Origin of the sequence: Ancylobacter terrae (assembly GCF_045108345.1) — a bacterium.
GTDB lineage: Bacteria > Pseudomonadota > Alphaproteobacteria > Rhizobiales > Xanthobacteraceae > Ancylobacter.
Genome location: NZ_JBJGXH010000001.1, coordinates 1,489,044 through 1,515,954 on the forward strand (window position 1 = coordinate 1,489,044; position 26,911 = coordinate 1,515,954).

Here is a 26,911-nt window from a genome sequence, read left to right on the forward strand (position 1 = left end):
ACTCAGGGCAGAGTTAACAGCCCTTCCCGGGCGCGGCAATGCAGCGTCGCGGCGGCAGCGTCTCAGTAGAGGCCGCTGCCGGTCGAGACGGGCGTCGCAAAGCCATTATAGCTTGCGGCCGGCGCAGGGCCGACGATCCAGCCGGTGCTTTCGAGGGTCTTCGCCGGTGTCGGCGCAGGACGCGGCGCGGGTGCGCCCATGCCGGCGACGGCAACCTGGGCGCCCGAGGCGCGAACGCCGATCGTCTTCTGCGGCTTGGGCGCCGCCGCCACGGCCGCGGGCCGGGCCGCGGGCGGAGCGGCCGGAGCCGCGGCAGCTACCGTCGGGCGTGGAGCCGGAGCGACGGCGACGGATTGGGCAGCGGATTTCGGCGCCGGCAGCGGCGCGGCTGCCACCGAAGGTGCGGCCGGCGGCGCCACCCGGACGGGGGCCGCCATGGCGGCGGTCGGCACCGGTGCCGGATTCCGTTGCGGCGTCGCCGCGGTCCGCGAAGCCGATACGCTGCGCGACGGCGGCACGACCGCAGCGACCTGTTCCTCGCTCTGGTCGAATTCGAACGGCCGCCGCTCGGGTACCGGCACGTCGGAAACCGGAATACGCGAAAGCTGGGAGGGCGTCGTCGACGCCACCATCACCGCGCCGCCACCGGACGGCAGCGGAGCGACGCCATCCTGACGCAAGGTGGCGGCCAGCTTGCCGTCATCCGAGCCCTCGATCGGCGCCCGGCCGGCATATTCCACCTTGACCCGCGCCGTGCCGCGCGCCTTGAAGCCGAGCAGGTCGGCGGCACGCTGGGAGACATCGATCACGCGGTCGCTGTGATACGGCCCGCGATCATTCACGCGCACGATCATCGAGCGGCCGTTATTGAGATTGGTGATGCGGACATAGGACGGCATCGGCAGCGTCGGATGCGCGGCGGCGATGGATTCCATGTCGAACACTTCGCCATTGGCGGTCAGGCGACCGTGGAAATCCTCGCCATACCAGGAAGCGATGCCCTCGGCCCGGTAGCGGGTATTCTCGTTCGGCACATAGGTCTTGCCGGCGACCTGATAGGGCTTGCCGACGCGATAGGCGCCGCCGCCCTTAGGCACGGGCTGCCCCATGGCGACGACACGCGGGCTGGCCGTCACGCCGTATTTCGGATCGACCTTGCTGGTGACCTTCGATGCGGTCGCGCCGCAATTCGCAACCAGCAGCCCGGCGCCAATGATGGCCGCGATTCGGCCGGCGCGCTGTGATTGTGACAGACAGATGGACGCGGCAATTTTCGACGCGGAAGACACCGCATCATTGAGCGCGCGAAGCTGCTCCATTCCCCAAGACCGCCCTGTCGCGACCCTGCCCCGAAATGCGCGCCTTATACGGCGCTGTCACATCGCGGAGGACCGTACATCCCCGAACCAGAAGCCGCGTCCTGTCAGCGCGACTTATGCACATTACACAGTTGCTTGCGCGAGTGGGGCAAAAATGCGGCGCCTTGGTGTTTATGGTAAACGCTCCGTGACCACCTCTGCCCTGCCCTGCCCTGCCCTGCCCTGCCCTGCCCTGCTCGCCGTCGCGCGGCTTGCAATTAGCGCCGACATTGGAAAGAACAGCGCAGGCCCGCGGGCCGGTCCGGAAGGGTGGCCGAGTGGTTTAAGGCAGCGGTCTTGAAAACCGCCGTGGGTGCGAGCCCACCGTGGGTTCGAATCCCACCCCTTCCGCCATGACGCGATATATCGTCTCGTCGCCGCGCGGGTGCTTGCGAGCCGAGTCGCTGCGGGGTGGCGAGCCGTGTATCCGCTGGCGCGCCGGCCGCCTCGCCATTCCGGCGCCGTCCGTTCGCTCAGGTCTTGGACTTCGCTTCCTTGCTCTCGTCCTCGTCGACGACCGCGGGCACGCCGGGCTTGCGCAGGCGAACCGCGCCCATCAGGCCCGTGGGCTTCACCAGCACGATGAAGAGCAGCAGCCCGCCGGCGATGTAGAGGCGGTAATCGGCGAGGCCGCGGGCGCTCTCGAAGATGCCGATGATCAGCGCTGCGCCGAGGATGGTGCCGGGTATGGAGCCGAGCCCGCCGACCAGCACGATGGCGAAGACCAGCGTGCTTTCCCAGTTGGTGAACATGTCGGGGCCGACATAGCTCAGGAAATGCGCCACCAGCGCGCCGGCCACGCCGCTGATCGCCGCGCCGAGGCCGAAGGCCATCAGCTTGTAGCGCGAGACGTTGATGCCCACCGCGCGCGCCGCGATCTCGTCCTCGCGCACGGCGAGGAAGCAGCGGCCGATATCGGAGGTGACGATGCGGGTGGCGATCAGCACGACGACGGCGAGAAGGCCGAGCGAGAGCAGGAAATATTCCTGGTTCGACCACAGCGTGACGCCGAACAGGCTGGCCGGCGGGATGCCGGGCAGGCCGACCGCGCCGTTGGTCACGCTGTCCCAGTTGAGGAACACCAGCCGGCAGATCTCGGCGAAGCCGATGGTGACGAGGAACAGATAGTCGCCGCCGATCCGCGTCGCCGGATAGCCGATCAGCAGGCCGAAGACACCCGCCATCATCACCGCCAGCAGCAGCGTCACCGGGAACGGCAGGCCGAAATGGATGGTCGCCAGCGCCGAGGTGTAGGCGCCGATGCCGTAGAACGCCGCCTGGCCGTAGGAAAGCTGGCCGCAGAAGCCGGTGATCAGGTTCTGCCCCAGCGCCAGGATCGACCAGATGACGATCATGGTGAGGATGCGGAACAGGTAGAGGTCGCTGGAGACCAGCGGCATCGCCGCCGCCGCGGCAAATCCGGCGATCCACCAGACGCGGGGCGGCACGGCGCGCAGCATCTGCAGCGGGCTGCGGCCGGTCGAGGGCGCGTCGGTCATGTCGGTCATCCCGCTAAACCTTGACCTGGACGGGCTTGCCCAGCAGGCCCTGCGGTCGCACCAGCAGGACGAGGATGAGCAGGCCCATGGCGATGCCGTCGCGATAGCCGGTGTCGAAATAGGCCGCCGCCAATGCCTCCGCGACGCCGAGCACCAGCCCACCGAGGAACGCGCCCTTGATGTTGCCGATGCCCCCGATCACCGCGGCGACGAAGGCCTTCATCATCACCGTGAAGCCCATCATCAGGTAGACGGTGTTGTAGTTGATGGCGAAGAGGATGCCGCCGGCAACGCCGAGGATGCCACCGAGCACATAGACCATGCCGATGGTGCGGTTCACCGGTATGCCCATGTAGCCGGCCGCGTCGATGTCCTGCTGCACGGCGCGCATGGCCTTGCCGATCATGGTCTTGCGCACGAACAGGTCGGTCGCCAGCATCAGCGCGAAGGCGACGACGAACACCGCGATCTGGGTCGAGCTGATGCCGATGCCGAAGGCGCGGAACTGCGCCGCCGGCACGTCGAGCGGGAAGGGCTGGGTCGTCGTGCCCCAGATCAGTTGCGCGGTGTTGCGGATGATCAGCGCGACGCCGATCGCCGAAACGGTCGGCACCATGCGGTGGGCGCCGCGGGTCGGACGGAAGGCGATGCGCTCGATCACGAAGCCCATGGCGCCGCCCAGCAGCAGCCCCGCCGGGATCGCGATCACCACCGGCACGCCCGCCAGCGTCAGCGCCATGGCGACATAGGTGCCGAACATCAGCGTGTCGCCATGGGCGAAATTGTGCATCTGCAGCACGCCGAAGACCATCGAGTAGCCGACCGCGATCAGCGCGTAGATGCTGCCGGCCGACAGACCGTTGAGAACCTGGGCGAGGAAATATTCGAGACCGCTCATCCGCTTATCCCCGCGCCTGGAATCGGCCCGCGCCGGGAACAGCGGCAAGCGCGCCGTCGGCGTAGACCGGGGTGCCCCTAAGCAAGGTCGCGGCCACCCGCCCCTTCCAGCGCGTGCCGTCGAAGGGTGACCATTTGGCGATGCCCTGGAAGCGCGCGGCGTCCACCACCGTTTCCGCCGCCGGATCGACCAGCACGAGATCGGCGTCGAAGCCGGGGGCGATGGCGCCTTTGCGGCCGTAGAGACCGAAGATGCGGGCGGGTCCTGTCGCGGTCATCGCGCCGATGCGGACGGGGTCGAGGCCGCGCGCCAGCGCCGCGCCGCGGAAGATCGGAACGGTGGTCTCGATGCCGGTCAGCCCCATCGCCGCATCCCAGATTGTCGGCGTCGCCTTCAGTTCCGCCGGATAGGGGCAGTGGTCGGAGGTCAGCGCGTCGATGGCGCCGCCCGCCACTTCCGACCAGAGGTCGTCGACGGTCGCTTGCGGGCGGATCGGCGGGCCGCAGCGGGCGATGTTGCCGATGCGCTCGAGATCGTCCTCGTTCAGCACGAGATATTGCGGGCAGGTCTCCACCGTGACCGGCTGGCCGGCGGCGCGGGCGGCGGAGATGATCCGCGCCCCCTCCCCGCTGGACAGATGCACGATGTGCAGCCGCGCGCCGTGATGGGCGGCGAGGTGGATGGCGCGGGCGACCGCCTCGGTCTCGGCGAGCTCTGGCTGGGCGGCGGCATGGGCGCGCCCGCCATCGGCACAGGCCGCCTTCAGCCGCGCCATGCTGCCCTGGATGATGTCGTGGTTCTCGGCATGGAGGCCGATCAGCCCGCCGAACCCCGCTACGACGCGGAAGGATTCGCTGAGCTGGTCGTCGTCGAGCCCCGGCAGCCCCCGCGCATCGCCCGCCGCCCGGTCCTTGCGGCCGGAGCACATGAAGCCCTTCATCGCCGCGGCGCCGGCCTCGTGCATCGGCTTCAGTTCGGCGAGATTGTCGCCCGTCAGCCCGCCCCACAGCGCGAAGTCGACGCAGGAATGGGCGGCGAACAGGTCGCGCTTGGCGAGGAAGCGCGCCAGCGTCGTCGCCGGCGGATTCTGGTGCGGCATCTCGACAACGGTCGTCACCCCCGCCTTGCCCGCGCCCGCCGTGCCGGCTTCGATCTCCGGCACCACGTCGTCATGGCCGGCGGTGAAATGGGTGTGGGCATCGATGGCGCCGGGGAACAGCAGCAGCCCGTCGGCATCGATCCTCTTCGCGGCAGCGGGCACGGGGGCATCGCCGTCCACCAGCGCGGCGATGCGGCCGCCGGCGATGCCGACATGGAGGCGCTGCACCCGGTCTTCGAGGATGGTCGTCGCGCCGGCGATCACGAGGTCCATGGGCCCAATCCTGTCAGAAGTCGTAATTGCTGGCGGGATCGGCGAGAAAGTCCAGCCATTGCCCGATCCCCGCCTGCGCGGCCCGCAGGGCGACCAGCCGGGCCAGGATCATGTCCTCGATCGGCATGCCCTCGATCATCGAGAAGATGTACTCGCCCTCGCTCTCGCGGCCCGGCTTCGCGCCGGAGAGGAGCTCGTGCAGCTCGGCGTGGAGCGTCGGCAAACCGTCGGGGAAATGCCCCTGCCCCGCCAGCCATTCCAGCATGTCCCAGCGGTCGGTGGTGAACTTGTCGGCCGACAGATACGCCGCCGGCTCCCACACCGTGCCGACGTCGATCGGCATCACCAGCGCGCCGGGCGCGATCCATTCCCGCCGGAGGCAGGGATCGGGCTGAAGCGCGAACTTGGTCGCGGAGACCACCACCTGCGCCTCCCGGATGGCGGCTTCCGCCGTCGCGGCGATCTCGATCTGCCGCCCGGTGCGCGCCTGCATCTGCGCCTGGAACTGCGCGGCGGCCTCGGGGCGGATGTCGTTGATCACGATGCGCGCCGGCGCGATCACCTCCAGCAGCCCGAGCAGCTGGGTGCGCATCTGCACGCCGCAGCCGATGAGCGCCAGCCTGTCGACCCGGCGCGGTGCGAGATGGCGCGCGACGAGGGCGGAGGCGGCGCCGGTGCGCATGGCGGTGATCCAGGTGCCGTCGATCACCGCGACCGGGAAGCCGGTCACCGGATCGTTCAGCAGCACCAGCGCGGTGAGGTTGGGCAGGCCTTTGGCGACATTCTCCGGCACCTCGGCGTTCCACTTGATGCCGAGCGCGCCGGTATCCTGCAGATAGGCGGCGTTGCCGTTGAGCCGCCCGCCCTCGCGCCAGCCGAGGCTCGCCTTGCCCGGCATCAGGGTGCGGCCCGCCGCCTGCGCCAGCAGGCAGTCGCTGACGGCGGCGATGACATCGGCCATCGACAGCTTCAGCGCCAGCAGGTCCGTGCGGGACAGATAGAGCAGCCGGCCCGGCTCGAAGCCGGGCAGGCCGAACGCGGCCACGCTCGCCGTCTCGGCGATCACGCCGCCGCTCCCCGGCGACGCGCCGCTAGGCCGTCGAGATAATCGGCCACTTCGCCGATCGGCAGGACGTCGGCGTAGCGGGCGTTGATGTCGAACAGGTTCGCCTCGTGCGCGGACTTGCAGCGGTCGCCGACCGCCTCCTTCGGCACGATGACGCGGAAATTATTGTCGATGCCGCTCTCGCAGGTCGCCCGGATGCAGCCCGAGGTGGAGCAGCCGGTGACGATGATGGTATCGACCGAATGGCCGATCAGCTGCGACAGCAGGTTGGTGCCGTAGAAGCAGCTGGGGCGCTGCTTGACGAAGAACACCTCGCCCGGCTGGCGGTCGAGCTCGGGCAACAGCTCGATCTCGGGCGAGCCCTTGATCATGTCGTCGAAGTGCCGGAGCTTCTTCTCGATCACCCCGCCGGCGTCGGAGAGGTCCGGCTCGAACGCCATGGTGGAGAAGAAGATCGGGATGCCGGCCGCCCGTCCCCGCTTCAGCAGCGAGATGGTGGCCTCGACCACGGCGGAGAGATCGCTGCCGATCTTCGAGCCCTTCATCCAGCACTTGGCGAGATCGACCACGACGATGGCAGGCCGCTCGCCGAAGCCGACGCGCCCGCACCAGCCACGATCCTCGTAATAGCGGATCAGTTCCTTGTTCTCGAGCGAATGTTCCATCATGGCGGACCTCAGAGGGTGGAGGCGGCGGCGACCGGCACCACCACCTGCTGTTCATAGGGAACCGGGGTCGAGAACCATCCGCAATCCATCAGCAGCGCGCGGAAGCGCTCGAAATCGGCGCGGGAGATGACCGCGCCCTCGGACCAGACGCCGAGGCGCTGGTAGGCCGCGATGCCATAGGCGAGCGCGGCGGGCGGATAACCGGGGTAATGCCCCGCCAGCTGCGCCGCGAGTTCGCCCGCGGGGGTCGTCGCGGCATCGGCCAGCGCCCGGCTGATGGCGCTCGCGAAGGCGGCGAACGCCGCGGGCTGCGCCGCCATCGTCTCGGGCCGGGTGATGTAGGCGCTCCACGGCACGTCGCCGGTGTAGCGCGCGAGATCGGACAATTCGAACAGCCGGCCGGCGGCGAGAGCCGGGGCCAGCGCGTGCATGGAGTGGAAGATCACTTCCGCCTCCCCGCCCGGGCCGCGTCCGGCGATGAAATCCTCGATCGCCGCGGGATCCTCGCGCGGCAGCTCGATCACCGTGACGCGATCCGACAGGTCGGCCTTGGCGAGGGCATGGCGCAGGCTCAGGCCGGCGGTGGTGATGGAGGCGGCGTCGAACACGGTGCGCCCCGCCAGCGAGGCCAGCGTGAAATCCGGCTCCGGGTGCCGGCCGGCGAGATACCAGGGATTGCGCCGCACCAGCGCGCAGAAATTGACGAGATGGGCCGAGCCGTCGGCCAGCATCCGCATCGTCACCATCGGGCCGCCGACGGTCAGATCGGCGGCGCCGGACAGCACGGCGGGGATCTGCCCGCTCTTGGCGAGATGGTCGCCCGGCGGCGCCCAGACGAACTCCACCTCGAGGCCGGCATCGCGGAAATAGCCGCGGTCGGCCGCGACGAAATGGGGAAGGAAGTAGATGCGGCCTTCGGTCGGGTCGCCCTGGTTCATCCTGAGCTTCAGCATCGGCTCCCCTCGGTCGCGTCATTCAAACGCTGTTTGCGGATGGCGCTTGAGCGACATAATGTATACTTTCATATGCAAGTCAACGCCGAGGGTGCTCCGGCAAAATCGAAAAAAATAGATATGAATCAGTCAATTGACCTCTTTTTCCGCAAGCCGCCCATCATTTGTGCGCTTCGCATGTCTCCAAAATTCCGCAAATCCTGCGTCGTCGCAGAGGGGGCAAGACAATGGCATTGACCGGCACTACCCGCGCGGCGGCGCTTCAGGACGCGCTGGACGCGGCGCGCCGCGCCTATGCCCGGCGCAACCCGGAGAGCGCGGCGCTGCACGCTCGCGCGCAGGCGAGCATGCCGGGCGGCAACACGCGCACCGCCCTGCACTTCGCGCCCTTCCCGCTTTACGCGGCGCGCAGCGAAGGCGCCCGCCTCATCGATGTCGACGGGCACGACCATCTCGACGTGCTGGTCGAGTATACCGCCGGGCTCTACGGCCACAGCCATCCCGTGGTTGTGGCGGAGATCGAGGCGACGCTGGCCGCCGGCCTGTCGAACGGCGCGCCCGGCGCGGCCGATGTGGAGCTCGCCGAGCTGATCGCCGGCCGCTTCCCGGCCGCCGAGCGGCTGCGCTTCTGCAATTCCGGCACCGAGGCCAATCTCTATGCGCTCACCCTCGCCCGCATCGCCACCGGGCGCGGCGCGGTGATGGCTTTCGCCGGCGCCTATCATGGCGGCGTGCTCGGCATGGCCGGCAACGCGCAGATGCGGGTGCCGTTCGACTGGCGGATCGAGACCTTCAACGCGCCCGACATCGCGGCGCGCATCCGGCAGGCGGGAAGCGAGCTTGCCGCCGTCATCGTCGAGCCGGTGATGACCAATGCCGGCTGCATCCCCGGCGATCCCGCCTTCCTCGAGGCGCTGCGCGCGGCCTGCGACGAGACCGGCGCGCTGCTGGTCTTCGACGAGATCGTGACTTCGCGTCACGGCCCCTCGGGCGCGCAGGGGATCTACGGCGTGATGCCGGATCTCGTCACCTTCGGCAAATATCTCGGCGGCGGCTTCGGGTTCGGTGCCTTCGGCGGGCGGGCCGAGCTGATGGGCCGGTTCGACCCGTTCCGCCCCGACGCACTGGCCCATGCCGGCACCTTCAACAACAATGTGTTCTCGATGCGCGTCGGCGCTGCCGCCTTCCGCGACGCCTTCCCGCGGGAGCGCGCGGCGCTGCTCTATGTGGAGGGCGAACAGCTGCGGGCGCGGCTGAACGCGATCTGCACGGATCTGGCGCTCCCCGCGCGCTTCACCGGGCTCGGCTCGGTCATGGCGCTGCATTTCACCGACCGGCCGGTGAAAAGTCCCGAGGATCTGCCCGAGCAGGCCGACAAGCGCGCGCTGCTGCATCTCGACCTCTTGGAGGCGGGGCTCTACGCCGCGGCGCGCAGCCAGTTCGCGCTGTCGCTGCCGATGACGGCGGCCGATCACGACTTCATCGCCGCGACCATCGGCGCCGCGCTGGAGCGCCGGGCCGACCTCTATCGCGAACCCTGACCATACCGGTCGCGCACGCCGCCGCCGGCAATTCCGGTGGCGGCGGCGATGCGGGGGCGCGTCTCAGGACGGGGTGGGAACGGCGGCGCTTCCGGCCTCGGCGGCCCTCACCGGGTAGAGCTTGAGGATGTGCTCCTCGATCAGATCATCGAGCGGCGCCAGCCGGCCGGCCTCGATCGCCTCGACCAGGCGCTCATGGTCGCGGATGTTGCGCTCGTGATCGTAATATTCGTGCCGCTCGTGCATGAAGAAGACGAGGATGCCGCGGGCGAGCATCTCCCACACGGTGAGCAGCGTCGGGCTTTCGGAAAGCTCGACCATGCGGTGGTGGAATTCCAGGTCGGCCTGGCAGGAGGCCAGCTTGTTGCGCAGCCGGGTCTGGTCGCGCAGCTGGTCGATGGCGCGGCGCAGCGGCACGAGCAGTTCCGGATCGCGCCGGACCATGGGCACCAGCCGGCGCAGCGCCAGCCGCTCCACCGTCAGGCGCACCTTCAGCATCTCGGTGGTTTCAGCCGAGCCGTATTCGCTGACGAAGCTGCCGCGATTGGGCTCGGTGCGCAGCACGCCCTGGGCCTGGAGGATGCGCAGCGCCTCGCGCACCGGGATGCGGCTGACGCCGAGCATCTTGCACAGGTCGTTCTCGAACAGGCGGTCGCCCGCCTTGATCTGCCCCTTGGCGATCAGCACCACGATATGGTCGGCAACCTGCTCGGGCAGGCTGCGATGCCGGAAGTCATCGGTGCCGTTCGACAAGATCTTCTCTCACAACTTGACGAGATGGCTGGAATCGAGGGCGCCAAAGCAACGCGCCCCCATCCAGAAGCAAATGGTGTCGATATCCTCGATGAAAGTCGATAGGAAGTCGTAGACGGCGCCCTCCCCGCCCGAAAGCGCGCGGTACACCACCGGCCGCACCATCATCACGAGATCCGCGCCGAGGCAGGCCGCCACCACCGCATCGGGGGCCGCACGCACGCCGCCATCCAGCGCCAGCGTGCCGCGCCGCGCGAGGGCGCCGGCGACGCCCGGAAGCGCGTCCACGGCGGGCTGCCAGCGATAGAGATTGCGCACGCCGAGATTGGACACGATGACGCCCGCGCAGCCGGCCGCCAGCGCCGCCTCGGCATCGGCGGGATGCAGCACACCCTTCAGATGCACCGGCAATCCCATCTCCCCGGCGCCGCGGCAGAAGGCGGCCAGCGTCTCCCAGCTCCAGCCCGGGGTGGCGCGCACCTCGCGCCCGTCGCCCTGGTCGGCGATGGTCCGCAAGCCGCGCGCCTTCGTTTCGGACTGGATGTCGACCCCGCCGGGGAACAGCCCCGGCCGGGGATGGGCGGGGGCGAGGCCGGTCATGACGATGCCCTTCGCGCCGGTCTCGCGCGCGTGGCGGGCGAGAGCCAGCCCGCGGTCGACGTCGCCGGCGCCGCGCAGCTGCAGGCTGACGCAGCCGTTCACCGCGGTGATCTCGGCGAGCGGCGTCAGGCATTCCTCGGAGATGACGATGGGCAGGCCGAGCCGCTCCGCCGCCCGAGCGATCGGCACGACGCCGCCGGCATCGAGGATCCGGTCGGCGGCGAAGGCCCCGACCACCACCGGCGCGGCGATGCGCGCGCCCATCCAGTCCGCGCCCGGATCGGTGCCGTCGAGCCCCGCCATCAGCCGCGGCACGAGGCGATAGGCCTCCATCGCCTCTTCGTTCGGGTCGCGCATCTGCGGGCCCATGTCGCGGGGCCGGCCTTCCAGATAGCGCTCGAGATCCGCGCCGATCCGGTCGCGGACGGCGGCGCGCAATGGGGCGGGAATGTCACCCATGGCGGATACCGCCCCTGCCGGCCGCAGCTGTCGCGAAAGCACGCATGTCAGATCTTCCCCAGATAGGCGCTCTTCATGCCGGGATCGTTCAGCAGGTTCGCGGCGGTGTCGGCCATCACGATGCGGCCGGTCTGGATGACGTAGCCGCGGTCGGCGATGGCCAGCGCGGCGCGGGCGTTCTGCTCGACGACGAAGATCGTCACGCCCATGGCGTTGAGCTGCTTGATGATCTCGAACACCCGCTGCACCAGCAGCGGCGACAGGCCCATCGAGGGCTCGTCCATGCAGATGAGCTTGGGATCGGACATCAGCGCGCGGCCGATGGCGAGCATCTGCTGCTCGCCGCCGGACATGGTGCCCGCCGCCTGCCGGCTGCGCTCCTTCAGGCGCGGGAACAGCGTGAACACCTTGTCGTAGGTGGCGGAAAGGTCGCCCTTGCGGGTGTAGGCGCCGAGCTCGAGGTTCTCCATCACCGTCATCTCGGGGAAGACGCGGCGCGCCTCCGGCACCGGGGCGATGCCGGCGCGCACGCGGTCGCCGGTTTCCCAGCGGTCGATCCGCTCGCCACGGAAGGTGATGGTGCCCTTGCGCGGGCGCGTCACGCCGAGGATCGACTTCATGGTGGTCGACTTGCCCGAGGCGTTGCCGCCGAGCAGGCAGACGATCTCGCCTTCGTACAGTTCATAGTCGACGGACTGCAGCACATGATGCGGCCCGTACCAGACATCGACCTTGTCGAACTTAAGCAGCGGCTGTCGGGCTTCCAAGATAGGCCTCTATCACGCGAGGATCGTTCTGCACGTCTTCGGCACTGCCTTCGGCGATCTTGCGGCCCTGATCGAGCACGATGACCCTGTCGGAGACGCGGTTCACCACGTCGAGCTTGTGCTCGATGATCGCCATGGTCAGGCCGGAGGCGCGGATTTCCTGGATGTTGTCAACGAGTTCGGCCGTCTCATATGGGTTCATGCCGGCCGTGGGCTCGTCGAGCAGCAGGAGCTTGGGGTTCACCGCCAGCGCCCGCGCGATCTCCACCCGCCGCCGGTTGGCGTAGGACAGGGTGAAGACCGGATGATCGAGCCGGGGATAGAGGCGCTTGCGGAACAAGGCGAGATGCTCCATCGCCGCCTCCCGCGCCGCCGCCTCTCGCGCGCGCAGCGCCTTGCCGCCGAAGATGGTCTCGATGATACCGGCACGGATCGAGCCGTGCATGCCGATCATCACGTTCTCCAGCACGGTGAGGCTGTTGAACAGGCGGATGTTCTGGAAGGTGCGGGCGATGCCCGCCTCGGCGATGCGGTGCGAGGGGAAGCCGGCGAGGTCGACGCCCTCCAGCCGCACCGAGCCGGCATCCGGCGCGTAGATCCCGGTCAGCAGGTTGAAGAAGGTCGACTTGCCCGAGCCGTTCGGCCCGATGATGGTGATGACCTCGCCGCGCCCGATGGTGAGATCGACGCCGCCCACGGCCTGCACGCCGCCGAAGGCCTTCTTCAGGCCCTCGACCTGCAGCAGCGCCGACGCCCCGGCAGGGGCGGAGCTATCGATCGCCGGCGCGCTCATGCGGCCTTCCGGTGCGCCACGACCTCGATCTCGACGAGCAGCCGCGGATCGGCGAGCACGATGCCGACCGTCGAGCGCGCGGGCTTGGGATCGGGGAAATAGGCGGCGTAGACGCCGTTCATCGCGGCGAAGTCGCCGGCATCGGTCATGAAGCACAGGCTCTTGACCACATGGGCCATGGTCAGCCCCTCGCTGGCGAGCAGCGCCTTGATGTTCTCGCAGGTCTGGCGGGTCTGCTCGACCACGCCGCCCTCCACGATCTTGCCGGTGGCGGGGTCGATGCCGACCTGACCCGAGACATAGACGAAATCCTCGATCGCGATGGCGGGCGAGAGCGGGGCCGGGCCCATGGGCTTCTCGCCCTGGGCGACGCCCGGATAGTTCAGCGGCTTCTTCGGCATAATGTCCTCATGCGGCAGGCGACAAAAGCGGCGCGCGGAGCGGGAGTCTCTCCGCGCGCCGGATGATCCTCACTTGGTGTAAGGCGCGAACTTGCCGTCCTTGACCGTGAAGATCACCATTTCCTTGCCTTTCACGTCACCGTTCTCGTCGAACTGGAGATGGCCGGAGACGCCTTCCATGTTCGTCTTGCGCACGAACTCGGTCATCGTCTCCTTGGTCGCACCCGCCTCGAGCGCGGCCTTGTAGATGAAGGTCACGTCGTAGTTGTGCGCTTCCTGCTCGGTCGGGGGATGGCCGAACAGGCGCTGCGTCTTCTCGCGGAACTCGGCGGTCTTCGGCGCGTCCGACAGCGAATTGAAGCTGGCGAAGATCAGTAGCCCCTCGACCGCGTCCTTGCCGGCGAGGTCGATGAAGGGGCCCTGGCGCAGGCCGTCGAAGCCGGCCTTCAGCACCTTGCCGTCGGTGGTCAGCCCGAGGCGGTAGGCCTGGTTGAAGATGGCGCCGCCCTCGCCGTACTGGCCGGCGAGGAAGAGGGCGTCGGGCGAGGCCGCCATGATCTTGGTGAGCTGGGCCGCGAAGTCGCGGTCGACGCCGGGCTGGTAGGTCTCGGCCGCGACCACCTTGGCGCCCAGCGACTCGGCGGTCTTCTTGGCCGATTCCATCGCGCCTTTGCCGTAGTCGCTGTTTTCGTAGATGATCGCGATCTTCTTGCGGCCTTCCTTCTCGACGATGTGCTTCATCGCCACGGGCGCCTGGCCCTGATCGTTGATGATCACCCGGAAGATGTTGTCATAGCCCATATGGGTGACCTTGAAGGCCGACGAGTTGCCGGAAATCTCGGTCAGTCCCGCGCGCTTGTAGATCGGCATGGCCGCCATGGTGGCGGACGAGTTGATGTGGCCGATCACGCCGACCACCGCCGAATCGGAGGCGATCTTCTGGGCGACGGCGGCGGCGCTCTCGGGCTTGCCCTCGTCGTCGTAGAAGTCGACGACCAGCGTCTTGCCCTTGATGCCGCCCGCGGCGTTGATCTCCTTCACGGCGAGCTCGATGCCCGCCTTCATCCGCTGGCCGGTCTCGGCCGAGGGGCCGGTCATCGGCCCGGCGGCGGCGAGCTTCACGGTGCCGTCGGCCATGCCGGCCGCCGGAAGCAGGGAGATGGCCGCCGCGACGGCGGCGCCCGCAAGGAACCTGCGTCGGAACGCGTTTATCATCGTTTCAACCTCTGGCTCGGTTGGCCCCTCTGGATTGGAGCCGGGATGCTTTTTTGCGATGGCACCATTTGCCGGCGGCACCTTGAATGTGGACATAATGTATACTTTGATACCCAAGTCAATTGCGTATATGGGTATGCGGAAGCGCCGGAATCGTGAGATCAAGTCGATGAAAAACATACGGATTCATGTCTCGCTCGAGGATGGCGGCGCGCCGCAGCTGCGGCCTCACATTTCCGAAATTCTCCGAAAGTGCGCCGAGCACGGGCTCGATCCGGCGCGGCTCGTGGTGTCCGAGGGCACGGAGGGGAACGATATTCCACCCGATTGCGAGGTGCTGTTCTCGGCCGGCTCGGTGACCGCGTCCGCCGCCCGCGCCGCGGCGCCGGGGCTGCGCTGGATGCAGCTCATCGCGGCGGGGGCGGAAAAGCACATGGCGGACTACCCCGCCGGGCTGCTGCTCACCAACGCCTCCGGCGTGCATGCGGCGAAGGGCGGCGAATATGCCCTCGCCGGCGCGCTGATGATCGCCTACCACATTCCCCGCTTCGTCGACGATCGCGCCGCGGGACGGTGGGAGCCGGTATTCGGCCCGACGCTGTCGGCGCGAACGGTGACACTGCTCGGCACCGGCGCCATCGGCACCGCCGCCGCTCGCGCGCTGCGCCCGACCGGCTGCACGCTGATCGGCATCAACCGCGCCGGCTCCAGCGCCGCGCCGCTCGACCGCGTTGCCACCTCCGATGCGCTCGACGAGATCCTCCCCCTCACCGACATCCTGATCTCCACCCTCCCCCTCACGACCCACACGCGCGGCCTGATCGACCGCCGGCGCATCGACCTGCTGCCCGAGCAGGCCGGAGTCGTCGTGCTGGGGCGGGCGAAGGTGCTCGACTACGAGGCGATCTACGACCGGCTGGAGGCGGGCACCCTCGCCGGCGCGGTGCTGGAGGTCTTCCCGCAGGAGCCGCCGCCGCCCGACGACCGGGTGTGGAAGGTGCCGCGCCTCGTGCTGTCGCCGCACTGCAATGTCGACGACCACAGCACCTATATCGAGCAATGCATCGCCATCTTCGCCCGCAACCTCGCGCGCTACGTCGATGGCCGGCCGCTCGAGAACCTCGTCGATCCCGCGCTCGGCTATTGAAGGAATTCCCGATGTCGACCCCGCACACCGCCGCTTCCGGCGCGCTCGCCCCCCTGCGCATCCGCAAGATCGTCGCCGCCCCGCTGGCCGGTGCCAGCCCCAAGGGCGGCTGGTCGGCCGAGATCCGTCCCGACGATTCCGTCCACACGCTGATCGCGGTCCATACCGAGGACGGCGTGGTCGGGCATGGCAGCGTCTTCACCAATGGCCGTCTGGTCGAGGCCGGGCTGAAGGTGCTGGAGCCGCTCTTCCTCGGCGAGAACGCGCTGGAGCCGGAGCGGGTGTCGGAGAAGCTGCACCAGAACACGTTCTGGATGGGCCGGGGCGGCACCCTCACCCATGTCATCAGCGGCATCGACATCGCGCTGTGGGACATTCTCGGCAAGGTGACCGGCCTGTCGGTCGGCCAGCTGCTCGGCGGGCGCTACCGCGAGCGGGTGCAGCCCTATTGCTCGCTGCTGATGGACGAGCCGGCGATCATGGCCGACGAGCTCACCCTGTTCCGCGAGCGCGACGGCTTCCGCGCCTACAAGATCGGCTGGGGCCCGTTCGGCCGGCGCGACAGCTTCGCGCTGGACGAGGCGATCGTGCGCGCCGCCCGCGAGGCGATCGGCCCCGATGCGAAGCTCTTCGTCGATGCCGGCGGCTCGGACGCGCACTGGAACGCCAATCTGAAATGGGCGATCCGCACGGCGCACATGCTGGCGGACTACGATGTCGCCTGGTTCGAGGAGGCGCTGCGCCCCGACGCGATCGAGGATTTCATCACCCTGCGTGGCGCCAGCCCGGTGCCCATCGCCGGCGGCGAGGTGCTCACCCGCCGGCAGGCCTTCCTGCCCTGGCTCTCGCGCGGCGCGTTCGACATCGTGCAGCCGGACGTGACCAAGGTCGGCGGCATCTCGGAGCAGCGTCGCATCGCCTGGATGGCTGATGATTTCGGCGTCACCTATGTCGGCCATGGCTGGAACACCGCGCTCGGCGTCGCCGCCGACCTGCAGATGGCCGCCGCCTTCCCCGATGTGCGCTATGTCGAGTTCATCGGCGGCAGCGCCTATGTCGACGGCATCCTGACCGAGCCCTTCCGCCTCGACGGCGAGGGGTATCTCGAGATCCCGAACCGTCCCGGCCTCGGCGTGGAGCTCGATATCGAGCGGATCGCCGCCTATTCGCCGCACGCCGCCGCGCTCACCGCGTGACATCCGTGCCCCGCCGGACCGGCGGGGCGCCCGATCAAGGGGATTTGCCGTGGCCGTAGAGGTCGAGATCGATCCGGCGCTGGTCGAGCGCTGCATCCTGGAACTGGCGCAGTTCGGCGCCGTCGGCGCGACCGGCGTCTCGCGCACCGTCTACTCGCCCGAATGGGTTGAGGCCACCGCCTGCTATGCGCGCTGGTGCCGCGAGGCGGGACTTGAAGCGCGCATGGATGCGGTCGGCTCGGTGTGGGGGCGGCTGCCGGGCACGGCGGCTGGCGGCAAGGCGGTGGTGTCCGGTTCGCATATCGACAGCCAGACCCCGGGCGGGCGCTATGACGGCGCGCTCGGCGCCATCGCCGGCCTCATCGCGGTGCGCGCGCTGAAGGAGCAGTTCGGCACCCCGCGCCTTCCGCTCGAGGCGGTCGCGCTGTGCGAGGAGGAGGCGAGCCGCTTCCCCTCCGCCAATTTCTGGGGCTCGCGGGCGATCACCGGGCGGATCGGGCCGGACGTGCCCGATCGCGTGATCGCCTATTCCGGCGAAAGCATCGCCACGGCGATGCGCGAGGCGGGGCTCGACCCCGCCCGCATTCCCGAGGCGCGGCGCGAGGATATCGAGGCCTTTGTCGAGCTGCACATCGAGCAGGGCCCGATCCTCGAACAGGCCGGGCTACCGGTCGCGGTGGTGACCGGCATCACCGGCATCCGCCACTACATGGTGAACCTCCACGGCACCGAGAACCACGCCGGCGCTTTTCCGATGGACATAAGGCGCGACGCCATGGCCGGCTTCTGCGAGATCGCCTCGACCGCCATCGACACCGCCCATCGCTGGGGCCGGCCGGCCGTCACCACGGTCGGGCGCGTCTCGGTGCAGCCGAACCTCACCGCCGCGATCCCCTCGCGCGTCACCTTCTCGCTCGACACCCGCCATCCCGATCCGGAGCGGTGCGTCGCGCTGTGGGCGACGCACGAGGCGATGATGCGCGAGGTCGCCGCACGCCGCGACCTCGGCCTCGACTGGAACGTGGTGCTCGACCATCCCGCCGTGCCGAGCGATCCCGGCATCGTCGCCATGCTCGCCCGCGCGGCGGAGGCGAACGGCGTGCCGTTCATGAAGATGGCGAGCGGCGCCGGCCATGACAGCCAGCAGATGGCGGCGGTCGCGCGCGTCGCGATGGTGTTCGTGCGCTCGAAGGACGGGCGCAGCCATACGCCGGACGAGTTCTCCTCGCTGGAGGACATCGTCGCCGGCATCCGCGTGCTCGCCGGCGGCCTGCACGCCCTCGCCTACTGACGCCAGCCTCCGCACCCTGCTCACCCGCCATCGCCGGGCCGCCTGACGCGACGCCGCCCCTGCGGCGCCGCCCGGCGATGCGCGCCCGGTTGCGTCCGGTCCGCCTGTCGGAACCGGCATCGGACCCGCACGCCGCGGCGCGCCCGTCGCGCCCGGATGAACGTCTCCGTCATCGCCAGCCGCCGCTTGAGAGCCGCCCCGCCTGAGGCGCGCTCACGACCCATCCGGCCTTCTGCCCGAGCCGCCGCGCAAGAAAGCGAATGAAAAGCCGCGGGCGGCATCCATTTTGCCTGAATTGATAGCTAGTCGGACAATAAAATCGGCGGGGCTGTCAAATGAACGTTCAATATTCTACGTATTTAAATACCAATAATGGTAACCGGATCGGTTATATCGACTCCGCGAAGGGCGTCGCCATCATCTGTGTTCTCCTCATACATTCCGTTACGTTCACCACCTTGAACAAATTTGATTTTGAACAGATTATCGCAACGATATTCCGCCAGATCATCGATTTTCCGGTGGGCGTCTTTTTCGGTATCGCGGGATTTCTGGTCGGAAAAGCGGCCCTCGGCGGCAAGCCATTTCCGGTGCTGCGGCGAATTGGCGATCTATTGTTACCCTACGTCATCGCGACCGTCGTTTTCATTACGATCCGCCATCACGCCATGGTCTTGAACGTTCCGTTCGTGTTGGGGCAATTGGCGACCGGGCGGGGCATCGACATCGGCTATTTCGTCATCGTCATGCTGCAGATGACCCTTCTCACCCCGGTCATCCTCGGCATCGGCAGCACCCGCGCGCACATCGCGATCATGGCGTCGCTGTCGATCGCCGGCATTGCGTACAGCTATTCGATGAAGTTCCTCGGGGTTGCGCCGCTGGACCAGTTTCCGTGGTCCGCCCTCCCCTTCTTCGTCTGGTACCCGTTCTATCACCTCGGCCTGTTCCTCGGGATGAGGCCGCAGGTCGTCGCCTCGCTGGCGTCCCCGCGCCTGTTCGTCGTGGCCGGCCTGGCCCTCGCCGCGTCGATCGCCGAAGCCTTCGTGCTGCGCTATGGCTTCGGACTGCAGCTCTTCGCCAGCCAGATCAAGGCGACATCGATCGCGTACACGATCGCCCTGCTGCTGATCGTCATCTCGGGCGAGTTCGTCATAAGCGGGCTTGCGGCCGCGCTGCTCGAGACGCTCGGGGCCTCATCCTATTTCATCTACCTCTATCATCTGCTGCTGCTGCCACGGATCGGACGTCACGTTGCGGCCGTGGTGGGCGAGCCGACCCTGGCCGCGCTGATATCCACGGCGATAACCCTGTCGGTCTTTCTCGTGGTGATCTACCTGGCCAACCGGCTCGTTCCGGCGCGGCTCTGCCGTCGCGTGTTCGGCATCGGCGCGCTGTCGGCCCCCACCCCCGCCACGCCCGCCCTGGAGCCCCGGCAAGGAACCCGCTGACGGAGGGCGTCGCCCGGCCTGCGCTCCGCCGACCTCTGCGGGACCCCCGCGCAGGGCGGGCCCGATGCACCTTAGCTTTGGGTATCCGGATAGTATTTTCCTCGAATTACCATCGCCGGATTCAGATTTTCGCCTCCAGAGATCTGACATCCGTCGCCGTGGAACATCTTGGCTCCGTCACCGTTATTCACGATATTACACGTGCTTATAGGTGCAGGATGAAAACAGTTCTTCTTGTCGCGGCCACGCTCGCCCTCTCCGGCGCGGCCTATGCTCAGGTACCTCCCGCAAACCCGGATCCCGCGACACCGGCGACGACCAACGCCGATACCGCCCGACCGGCGGCGCCGGCGGCGGGCGCCAACAGCTTCACGGAAGATCAGGCCAAGTCGCGCATCGAGGCCGCCGGCTTCTCCAACGTGACCGGGCTCGCCAAGGACAAGGATGGCGTCTGGCGCGGCAAGGGCATGAAGGGCGGCGCGTCGCACGACGTTGCGCTGGACTATCAGGGCCACGTCTTTCCGCACTGACGCATAACGACATTGTTCCGGGAGGACATTCCATGACCGAAACCGTTTCCGCTCTTTTCGACCGCTACGAGGACGCGCAGACCGCGGTGAACAAGCTCCAGAGTCTGGGCATCGATCGCGCGCAGATCAGCCTCGTCTCGAACAATTCCGACAATTGGTACGAAGGCCACCGCACCCGCTCCACGGATGCCGGCGAGGTCGGCGGGGATGCCGCCGGCGGCGCGGGGATCGGCGCCATGCTCGGCGGTGCCGCGGGCGCTCTCACCGGCCTCGGCCTCATCGCCATCCCCGGTCTCGGGCCGGTGGTCGCCGCCGGATGGCTCGCCTCGACGGCGGCCGGCGCGGCGGCGGGCGCCGTGGCTGGCAGCGCGACGGGTGGGATCATCGGCGCCATGACGGAAAACGGCGTCCCCGAGGAGGAAGCCAACGTCTACGCGGAAGGCGTACGACGTGGCGGCACGCTGGTCACCGCCCATGTTCCCGAGGGCGACGTGGCCGCCGCGCAGGCCATCCTCGATGAGAACCGACGGGTGGACTATCAGGCGCGCGGCAGCGCGTATCGCGCCGCCGGCTGGAACCGCTTCGATGCCGACGCGCCTCCCTACACCGCCGACGAGATCGCCCGCGAGCGTCAACGCTACCTCTGACGCCGCAACGGGCCGGGGCGTTGCCGCGCCCCGCCCTGTCCGCATTCACTGCGACCCGCCCCCGGTTCAAGCCGGGGGCGAACGGCATTATCCACCCCCGCGCACTGCTGTTCGGCGGATCATCGGTTCCACACCGGCGATGACCTCGCCCCGCTCGATGATCCGCACGAGCGCGAGGGGCAAGTGCAGGCGGCGAACCAGCGGATCGCCGCCGCGCTGGGACGCCGCTACCGGCTTCTGACGAGCACTGTGGCGCACCGCCCGCAGGCGTGGACGGCGCGCAAGGCTCACCTTGCAGAACATCGGTCGAGCCTATCGCGCCGCGGAACCGCGCCCCTTCAACGCGACGAATGCCGCGAAGGCCGCGCAAACGGCGGCGGCAAAATAGGCAAGACCGTCCTCCCAACGTTCCATCGCGAGGCCGGCCGCAATAGGACCGAGAAAAGCGCCGAGACCCCACATCAACCCCATGGCCGCATAGATGCCGATCAATTCCGATCCCCGAAAACGGCTCCCGACAACGGCGAGCATCAACGTGTAGATGCCCACAAAGGCGCCTCCCCACAGAAAGAGGAGGAGGTAGGTGAGCCACGGGCTGCTGAGGGCAGACGGCCAGACCAAGGCGCCAAGCGCGGCGGCCACCGCCAGGCCGATGACCAGGCTCACCCTGTCCAGCTTGTCTCCCAGCCAGCCGATGGGAAGCTGCAATACGATGGCGCCCACCATCATGACCATCATCAATCGGGTCGCCTCCGTTTCCGCCCAGCCCAGCTGCATGGCGTAGATGGCGAGAAAGGAGAGTCCCGACGTCTCCAGTGCGGAATTGAGCATCGTGGCGGCGATCGCTACCGGTGCGAGGTGCAGGTAGCGCAGCGGGCTTCCTACCGGCGTCTCGGTGAAATCCGGCGCTTCCAGCCGCGGCGAGGCGACCAGAAGGGCCGCGGCGAGCGCGAAGGCGGCGCCCGTGAGATAGGGAAGGTAGCCGGAGCTCCCGATAAACGACAGGGTGAGGGGACCGGCGGCGAAGCCGATGGAGAGTGCCGAGGTGTAGGCGGCCATGACGCGCGCCCGCGTCTCCTCGCGGCTCAGGGTGTTGGTCCAGGTCTCCGACAGGACGAACAGGATCTCCGAGGCCATCCCCAGCAGCAACCGCAGCAGGAACCAGGCGGCAATATAGGGCAGAGCCGGAAAGCTGGCGAGCACCACCCCCGCCACGACAAGCGCGAGCAGCACGAGGCGGCGGATACCGAAGAAGGAGACGATGCGGGGAAGCAGCAGGGCGACGACGATCACGCCTGCCGCGTGCATGGCCGCGTTGGCGCCGATGACCGCCTCCCCCCAGCCCTGCTCCGAGAGGCTGACGGCGATGAGGGCGGCGCTCAGGCTGTAGGTCAGCCCAAACATGGCCGCTACGGCGATCACGGCCGCCTGCGCGAGGATGGGCGCACGCCCCGACGTTACGAGCTTCACCGGGGCAGGCTCCCGCGCTTCGGGTCGCCCGCCGCCCCGAGGCTGCCCGCGACGGGCGCTCCGCTTCCCACCCGCGCGAACGCGCCATGCTCCGCCAGCCGCGCCAGCGTGCGGGCGTAGTCAAGGACAAGCCCGGGCGTCCATGTGCCGACATTGGCCCGTGCCCGGATCAGCGCGCCGACCCATACATCTGGATTTGCGAGAAGCATCAGCAGTCGCGGCCACGGATTGCGGGTTGCAAGCACGCCTTCCAGCGCCGAATCCAGAGCTTGCGCAACCACCACCGAGCAGTTGCGGTTGGTAAGGTTATAGGTGTCGTCCTGGCTGTAGGATGCCCAGAAGAGTTCCAGCTGTCGGGGGTTGTAGTTGTGGAATTCCACGCGCCCGTCGGCCTCGCACCACCCCGCCACCTCTTCCGCATAGGATGGCTGGAAATGGCCCCGGACATCATTGTCCGGCGTGCTCCGGAGGGCACCCACGAAATCCGCGCCGGAACGATCAATTTCCACGGCGGGATAGTGGCTGATGTAAAGCGACGGAGGCATTTCCAGTGACGCATGCCCGGTCGATATGACGCCGTCGGCGGTCATGGCGGCGACGTAGCGGTCGATCAGAAGCCGCCGATGCGGCACGTCGGCAGAGCCGGCAGGCGTCCAGACATGGACGATCATTGGAGAGGGCGTCGTCTCTGGTCCGCCCTGCCGCGCAAGGTCCGGAGAGCGGTCATACCAACCGCGCGAGGCGAACATCGGCAGATGCAGGAGGGTCGCCTCATCGGGCAACCGGCGGAGCAGAAGGCCGATCCGCAGCAGCAGCCACCCGCGAAATCCAAAGATCAGGCCGACGCACAGAGCCATGCTCCGCTCGAGAGGAACGGGCCACCCACTGAGGAAGATGAGCGCGAAGCCGAGCTGAACGCCGCCATAGACCATACGCCAGCGCATGTCCGGCAGTCTGAGCAGCAGCCCGACCAGAATGCGACCGAGGCCGTCGGCCAGGAACACGACGCAGAACAACGTTGCAAGAAGATGCTCCATGCCGCCGGGCCAGCGTATGGCGACAAGGCCGGCCGCCAGCAGGCACAGGCCCTGAGCGAGCGCGACGAGGCCACGGACGCTGCGCCTGTTGCTGGTGAACAGCCAGAGATTGCCCAGGGCCATGAAAAGAAAAACCACGCCAACCGCTCGTCCCGTCAGGACGACCAGGTCCGATGGCGCATGGAACGCGAGAAAGATGGCGAAGGCGATCAGGACCGCGCCGGCGCCACAGAGCACATACCATCTCGTCCGGAACGCCCGGGCGCCTATGAGCAGAAAGGAGAGTTTCAGCATGGGCTCACCGGACCGCTCGGTGTTGGAGGGACGGACGGCACTCTCCCGCATGGCTGTGCGCGCTGACGGCCGGGGGAAGGCCGCCGACGGGAAAGGAGACCGGATCCGATGCGGAGGACCGCTGTCGGTCGCCGCGGGATAAAGATGTCGCGAGGTGATCGATCGCGTGTATCGTGAACGACAGAGGTCGACTCGACGCTGCCGACCGGCGGATCGTCGAGGAGCAAAGCAACTTCGGCTCGGGTGTCACGCACCGGAAAGGGCGGTTATGCACGGTTTTCGGACAAGGTGGCTGGGTATTCCGCCTCTCGGCGCCGGCCTTGCGTCGATCGCGATCGTCGCGCTGGCGTCGCCGGCCAACGCCCAGAACTGGGAAAAGTGCGTCGAAGCCATTGCGAAGACGCAGCACGAACTGAAGCAGCTCGGCCCCGGGCCGACCCAGCCGCAAAGCCAGCAACAGAGCGTCCAAGCTCAGGATTCGCAACAGCCTACCCCCTCATCGCTCGCAGCGGCCGGACTGAACCAGCCCGACACAGGAGCCGCCGGAGCCTTGAATGAGGCGCTGAACCTGCAGGCAGCGGGCGATGAAGCAGGGTGCATGAAAGCGGTTGCAAAGGCTCGTTCCTTGGCCGGCCTGAAGTGATGGGCGGGCGGACTCCGTTCAAAAGGAAAGGCTGAGACCGCCGCCGAACGCCTGGTCGCCTCCACCCTGGTACCAGGTGTCCTGGTAGAACAGCGACGTGCGCAGCGCCGTGGTCCAGTTCATGTGGAGCGTTCCGCTGACCGTGCTCTGGATCGAATAGTTGCCGGCTATGTAGTTGCGGTTTTCCGGCAGGTAGGTGACCACCGCGTAGATCGGTTCGAACGGGTGAAACACCGCGGTCAGCGAGAAGCCGCTGACCGGCTGCGGCTGATAGTACTGGGTTTTCGTGGTCTCGGTCGAATTGTCGAAGTCGCCGAAGGCGTAGCCGATCTGGAGCTGCGGCAGCCAGGACGCGATCTTGAGGCTGACGCGGGGCTGCGCCTGGTAGAAGGTGCCGAGCGCGTATTTCTCCACCGTGAAATTGGCGCCGAGCGCGATCCGCTTCTCCCCCGCGATGGTCAGCGGCAGGGTGTATTGCGGGGAGATGTAGGTCGCCCATTCATAGGTGTAGAGCGTGTGAACGCCGAAGCCGGCCATGACGTTCACACTGAAGTCGTCAGTCGGCTGATAGCCGAAGCCGCCGACGAAGTTCCACAGCTCGATCGAGGCCTGTTGTTGGTACAGCTGCTGGCCGAGCACGGTCCACTCGTCGTTGAGCTTGTAGGCGAGCTGGGCGATCTCGGTGTAGAGGTCCTCCTGCGGCGGTCCGCTGGTCCAGGCCTGTATGTTTCCGGACAGGGTGAACGGCAGCGGCCCGCCCTGCCGGCTCAGGTTCACCTGATCGCTCATCGCCTGAAGGAAGCGCGAACTGCCGAAGAAGTTCGTCATCGGCTGCGACGCATCGGACGAAGCACCGCCGAATTCACCGCTGCAATCGTCGCAAGTCTGGGCCTGCGCCCGCCCCGCCGCGGCGAGCGACAGGCCGGCGGCCAGCATCGCCGCACGCCATCGCCGCCCCGCCGGGCGTCCCCTGCCCCCGCCGTCGGCCATCGCGACGCCTACCGCTGGCTCTTGGACGGGAAATACCATTTGCCGTCCTTGATCGGCAGGAAGGAACCATCGTCGACGCCGACCTCGGCGGCGATCAGATCGTTCATCACCTTGTTTAGCGCCAGCAGCAGGTCGCCGTTCGTCTTGGTATCCGTGGCGAGGTTGTTCATCTCGCCGGGATCCGCCTGAAGATCGTAGAGTTCGAGATCGTTCTTGGCGATGAGGTCGTCGAGCGTGGTCGGGGTATTGAAGTCGGTCTGCCCGAAATAGCGCGAGAAACGGTAGCGCCCGTCGAAGATGCTGCGGATGCCGACACGCTCGGCGAAGTCCGGGTCGTTCTTCAGATAGGTCTGGATCTTCTCGCTGTTGGTGACGTCGCCGGAGAACGTCATCTTCACGAAGTGCTCGGCCCAGGTCACGTCCTGGTAGGACAGCATGTTGTAGTTGAACAACGACGCCGGCCGTATCGCATCCACCTTCGCCGCCGCCGGCGCCTTCAGCAGGCTCGAGAAGTCGCGCCCCTTCAGCCCGTCCACGGCCTTGGCCTGCGCCGCCGGATCGGCGCCGGTCAGCGCGATCAGCGTCGGGGCGAGGTCGAGCTGCGAGGTGATCGCCTCGCAGGTCACGCCGCCGGGATAGGCCGGGTGATAGACGATGAGCGGAACGTGGTTCTGCTCCTTGTAGGTGCAGTTGCCCTTGCCGCGCATCTGGTGATGGCCGGCCAGCTCGCCATGGTCGGCGTTGAACACGACGATCGTATTCTTGTCCATCTTGTTGTCCTCGAGCGCCTTGAGGACATGTGCGATCTGCCGGTCGCAATCGCGGATGCAATTGTAGTAGTAGTTGCGCAGCACGTGCCAGCGACGATCCTCGTCCGGCCACGCGCCGACCATCATGTCCTGAATCTGCTGGTAGATGGCATGCGCCTTCGGTCGGCCCGGCGCGTTCAGCGGCTGACTGCGGCTGGACGGCAGCGGCAGGTCGTCCCAGCGCTCCTGATAGAGCTGGTCTTCCGGCGTCGGGAAGATGTCGATGGCGGCGTTCTTGCCCTGCACGACATGGCCCGGCAGGTCCGAGTTGATGTACATCACGTCATGCGGGTTGACGAAGTTCACCGCGAGGAACCAGGGCTGCCCCTTCTCCCGCAGTTCCTGGCCTTCGCGCCGCATCCAGCTCGCCACGCGGTCGGCGGTGAAGCCGTCGAACGTATAGCCGCCCAGCCCGCTGTCGATCAGGTCGCCGACGCCGAAGAAGCCGTCGAAACCGTAGCTTTCGATTATCTCGCGGTAATCGGCCATCGGCGCGTCGACCGCGACCTTGGTCTGGTCGAGATTGGCACTCATGTGCCACTTGCCCTGGTAGGTCGAGTGATAGCCGAGCTCGCTCATGCGATGACCGATCGTCTTGATCGACGTCGACAGGTCGGGCTGCCAGAGGTAGTTCAGATTGTCGAAGACGCCGGAATGCTGAATGTGCTGGCCGGTGTAGATGACCGAGCGCGCCGGCGAGCAGACGCAGGACGCCGCCTGATGGTTGGCGAAGGTAATGCCCTTACTCTTGAGCATCTCGCGCGCCGGCACCGGGAACGGCCACTTCGGAAAGAAGTGTTCCTGATCCACGAGAATGAACAAAATATTGTAGCCGCCCGGCGGCGAGACGGGCGGCGTCAAGGCCTGTGCGGGGGCGGTGATGGCATCGGCCGAGGCGGCCGGGATGCCGGGCAGCAGGTTGGCGCCGAGGATCGTCGCCGTGCCCCTGCCCAGCAGGTCGCGTCGGGAAAGGCTGCCGGGCGTATCGTCTTGGGACATGGAGAGCGGCCTCGAGGAGAACGGCTGGAGGAACCTATCGATGGGGCCGAACCGCTGGAGCCGG

The 26,911-nt window shown here is 67.8% G+C and carries 25 protein-coding genes and 1 tRNA gene; 9 read left to right on the forward strand and 17 right to left on the reverse strand.

Annotation, left to right across the window (positions count from 1 at the left end):
* Window positions 1–62: 62 nt before the first annotated feature.
* A complete protein-coding gene (locus ACEUEL_RS07115; protein ID WP_454892293.1) occupies window positions 63–1,136 on the reverse strand; it encodes a septal ring lytic transglycosylase RlpA family protein in 1,074 nt (357 codons plus the stop codon).
* Window positions 1,137–1,622: 486 nt separating this feature from the next.
* Between ACEUEL_RS07115 and ACEUEL_RS07120 the strand changes: the two genes are divergently transcribed.
* Window positions 1,623–1,712: transfer RNA gene (locus tag ACEUEL_RS07120), tRNA-Ser, on the forward strand.
* Window positions 1,713–1,831: 119 nt separating this feature from the next.
* Here the strand turns inward: ACEUEL_RS07120 and ACEUEL_RS07125 are convergent.
* From ACEUEL_RS07125 to ACEUEL_RS07150, 6 genes are read right to left on the reverse strand one after another with little or no spacing between them, the layout of a single operon-like run.
* Window positions 1,832–2,857: a branched-chain amino acid ABC transporter permease gene (locus ACEUEL_RS07125; RefSeq protein WP_405703553.1), complete on the reverse strand. Its 1,026-nt coding sequence runs from the start codon at window positions 2,855–2,857 to the stop codon at window positions 1,832–1,834.
* A gap of 13 nt (window positions 2,858–2,870) precedes the next feature.
* Window positions 2,871–3,755 (reverse strand): branched-chain amino acid ABC transporter permease, encoded by an 885-nt coding sequence (locus ACEUEL_RS07130; protein WP_405703555.1) that lies wholly within the window; start codon window positions 3,753–3,755, stop codon window positions 2,871–2,873.
* Between the two features lie 4 nt (window positions 3,756–3,759).
* A complete protein-coding gene (locus ACEUEL_RS07135) occupies window positions 3,760–5,127 on the reverse strand; it encodes a dihydroorotase (protein ID WP_405703558.1) in 1,368 nt (455 codons plus the stop codon).
* Between the two features lie 13 nt (window positions 5,128–5,140).
* Window positions 5,141–6,193, reverse strand: coding sequence for an ornithine cyclodeaminase family protein (locus ACEUEL_RS07140; protein WP_405703560.1), 1,053 nt, complete (start codon window positions 6,191–6,193; stop codon window positions 5,141–5,143).
* A complete protein-coding gene (locus ACEUEL_RS07145) occupies window positions 6,190–6,861 on the reverse strand; it encodes an isochorismatase family protein (RefSeq protein ID WP_405703562.1) in 672 nt (223 codons plus the stop codon). The genes ACEUEL_RS07140 and ACEUEL_RS07145 overlap by 4 nt, the downstream gene beginning before the upstream one ends.
* An 8-nt stretch (window positions 6,862–6,869) precedes the next feature.
* Entirely contained in the window at window positions 6,870–7,814 is a 945-nt protein-coding gene (locus tag ACEUEL_RS07150; protein ID WP_405703564.1) for an ABC transporter substrate-binding protein, read from the reverse strand.
* Between the two features lie 227 nt (window positions 7,815–8,041).
* Between ACEUEL_RS07150 and ACEUEL_RS07155 the strand changes: the two genes are divergently transcribed.
* Complete coding sequence (locus ACEUEL_RS07155) at window positions 8,042–9,355, forward strand: aminotransferase class III-fold pyridoxal phosphate-dependent enzyme (RefSeq protein WP_405703566.1); 1,314 nt, start codon at window positions 8,042–8,044, stop codon at window positions 9,353–9,355.
* A gap of 63 nt (window positions 9,356–9,418) precedes the next feature.
* On the opposite strand, the gene ACEUEL_RS07160 is transcribed toward ACEUEL_RS07155, so the two are convergent.
* The 6 genes from ACEUEL_RS07160 to ACEUEL_RS07185 all read right to left on the reverse strand — a co-directional run bounded on the left by ACEUEL_RS07160 (window position 9,419) and on the right by ACEUEL_RS07185 (window position 14,265).
* Window positions 9,419–10,108 carry a GntR family transcriptional regulator gene (locus ACEUEL_RS07160; RefSeq protein ID WP_405703568.1) on the reverse strand — a complete coding sequence of 230 codons (690 nt, stop codon included), beginning with the start codon at window positions 10,106–10,108 and terminating at the stop codon, window positions 9,419–9,421.
* 9 nt (window positions 10,109–10,117) lie between these two features.
* Complete coding sequence (locus ACEUEL_RS07165) at window positions 10,118–11,167, reverse strand: alpha-hydroxy acid oxidase (RefSeq protein WP_405703571.1); 1,050 nt, start codon at window positions 11,165–11,167, stop codon at window positions 10,118–10,120.
* Window positions 11,168–11,214: 47 nt separating this feature from the next.
* The gene (locus ACEUEL_RS07170) at window positions 11,215–11,934 is read right to left on the reverse strand and encodes an ABC transporter ATP-binding protein (protein WP_454892294.1); all 720 of its coding nucleotides are present in this window, start codon (window positions 11,932–11,934) and stop codon (window positions 11,215–11,217) included.
* Complete coding sequence (locus tag ACEUEL_RS07175; protein ID WP_405703574.1) at window positions 11,909–12,727, reverse strand: ABC transporter ATP-binding protein; 819 nt, start codon at window positions 12,725–12,727, stop codon at window positions 11,909–11,911. Before ACEUEL_RS07175 ends, ACEUEL_RS07170 begins: the two co-directional genes overlap by 26 nt.
* Complete coding sequence (locus ACEUEL_RS07180) at window positions 12,724–13,077, reverse strand: RidA family protein (RefSeq protein WP_405706619.1); 354 nt, start codon at window positions 13,075–13,077, stop codon at window positions 12,724–12,726. Before ACEUEL_RS07180 ends, ACEUEL_RS07175 begins: the two co-directional genes overlap by 4 nt.
* A 120-nt stretch (window positions 13,078–13,197) precedes the next feature.
* A complete protein-coding gene (locus tag ACEUEL_RS07185) occupies window positions 13,198–14,265 on the reverse strand; it encodes an ABC transporter substrate-binding protein (RefSeq protein WP_405703575.1) in 1,068 nt (355 codons plus the stop codon).
* A 247-nt stretch (window positions 14,266–14,512) separates the two neighbouring features.
* Between ACEUEL_RS07185 and ACEUEL_RS07190 the strand changes: the two genes are divergently transcribed.
* The 6 genes from ACEUEL_RS07190 to ACEUEL_RS07215 all read left to right on the forward strand — a co-directional run bounded on the left by ACEUEL_RS07190 (window position 14,513) and on the right by ACEUEL_RS07215 (window position 20,605).
* The gene (locus ACEUEL_RS07190) at window positions 14,513–15,490 is read left to right on the forward strand and encodes a D-2-hydroxyacid dehydrogenase (protein WP_405703577.1); all 978 of its coding nucleotides are present in this window, start codon (window positions 14,513–14,515) and stop codon (window positions 15,488–15,490) included.
* 11 nt (window positions 15,491–15,501) lie between these two features.
* Window positions 15,502–16,686, forward strand: a complete 1,185-nt coding sequence (locus tag ACEUEL_RS07195) for a mandelate racemase/muconate lactonizing enzyme family protein (protein ID WP_405703578.1) — start codon at window positions 15,502–15,504, stop codon at window positions 16,684–16,686.
* 49 nt (window positions 16,687–16,735) lie between these two features.
* Complete coding sequence (locus tag ACEUEL_RS07200) at window positions 16,736–17,977, forward strand: hydantoinase/carbamoylase family amidase (RefSeq protein ID WP_405703581.1); 1,242 nt, start codon at window positions 16,736–16,738, stop codon at window positions 17,975–17,977.
* A 335-nt stretch (window positions 17,978–18,312) separates the two neighbouring features.
* Window positions 18,313–19,428, forward strand: a complete 1,116-nt coding sequence (locus ACEUEL_RS07205) for an acyltransferase family protein (protein ID WP_405703583.1) — start codon at window positions 18,313–18,315, stop codon at window positions 19,426–19,428.
* Window positions 19,429–19,646: 218 nt separating this feature from the next.
* Window positions 19,647–19,958: a PepSY domain-containing protein gene (locus ACEUEL_RS07210; RefSeq protein WP_405703586.1), complete on the forward strand. Its 312-nt coding sequence runs from the start codon at window positions 19,647–19,649 to the stop codon at window positions 19,956–19,958.
* A gap of 32 nt (window positions 19,959–19,990) precedes the next feature.
* Window positions 19,991–20,605: a hypothetical protein gene (locus ACEUEL_RS07215; RefSeq protein WP_405703589.1), complete on the forward strand. Its 615-nt coding sequence runs from the start codon at window positions 19,991–19,993 to the stop codon at window positions 20,603–20,605.
* A 312-nt stretch (window positions 20,606–20,917) separates the two neighbouring features.
* Here ACEUEL_RS07215 and ACEUEL_RS07220 read toward each other — a convergent pair whose 3' ends face one another.
* Together ACEUEL_RS07220 and ACEUEL_RS07225 are read right to left on the reverse strand one after the other, a co-directional pair.
* Entirely contained in the window at window positions 20,918–22,075 is a 1,158-nt protein-coding gene (locus ACEUEL_RS07220) for an MFS transporter (RefSeq protein WP_405703591.1), read from the reverse strand.
* Window positions 22,072–23,406 carry an HdeD family acid-resistance protein gene (locus ACEUEL_RS07225; RefSeq protein ID WP_405703592.1) on the reverse strand — a complete coding sequence of 445 codons (1,335 nt, stop codon included), beginning with the start codon at window positions 23,404–23,406 and terminating at the stop codon, window positions 22,072–22,074. Before ACEUEL_RS07225 ends, ACEUEL_RS07220 begins: the two co-directional genes overlap by 4 nt.
* A 268-nt stretch (window positions 23,407–23,674) precedes the next feature.
* Here ACEUEL_RS07225 and ACEUEL_RS07230 point away from each other — a divergent pair, with 268 nt between their 5' ends.
* Window positions 23,675–24,049: a hypothetical protein gene (locus ACEUEL_RS07230; RefSeq protein ID WP_405703595.1), complete on the forward strand. Its 375-nt coding sequence runs from the start codon at window positions 23,675–23,677 to the stop codon at window positions 24,047–24,049.
* An 18-nt stretch (window positions 24,050–24,067) separates the two neighbouring features.
* On the opposite strand, the gene ACEUEL_RS07235 is transcribed toward ACEUEL_RS07230, so the two are convergent.
* Together ACEUEL_RS07235 and ACEUEL_RS07240 are read right to left on the reverse strand one after the other, a co-directional pair.
* Window positions 24,068–24,985: a hypothetical protein gene (locus ACEUEL_RS07235; protein WP_405703597.1), complete on the reverse strand. Its 918-nt coding sequence runs from the start codon at window positions 24,983–24,985 to the stop codon at window positions 24,068–24,070.
* A gap of 62 nt (window positions 24,986–25,047) precedes the next feature.
* Window positions 25,048–26,847 (reverse strand): sulfatase-like hydrolase/transferase, encoded by a 1,800-nt coding sequence (locus tag ACEUEL_RS07240; RefSeq protein WP_405703599.1) that lies wholly within the window; start codon window positions 26,845–26,847, stop codon window positions 25,048–25,050.
* Window positions 26,848–26,911: the final 64 nt, after the last annotated feature.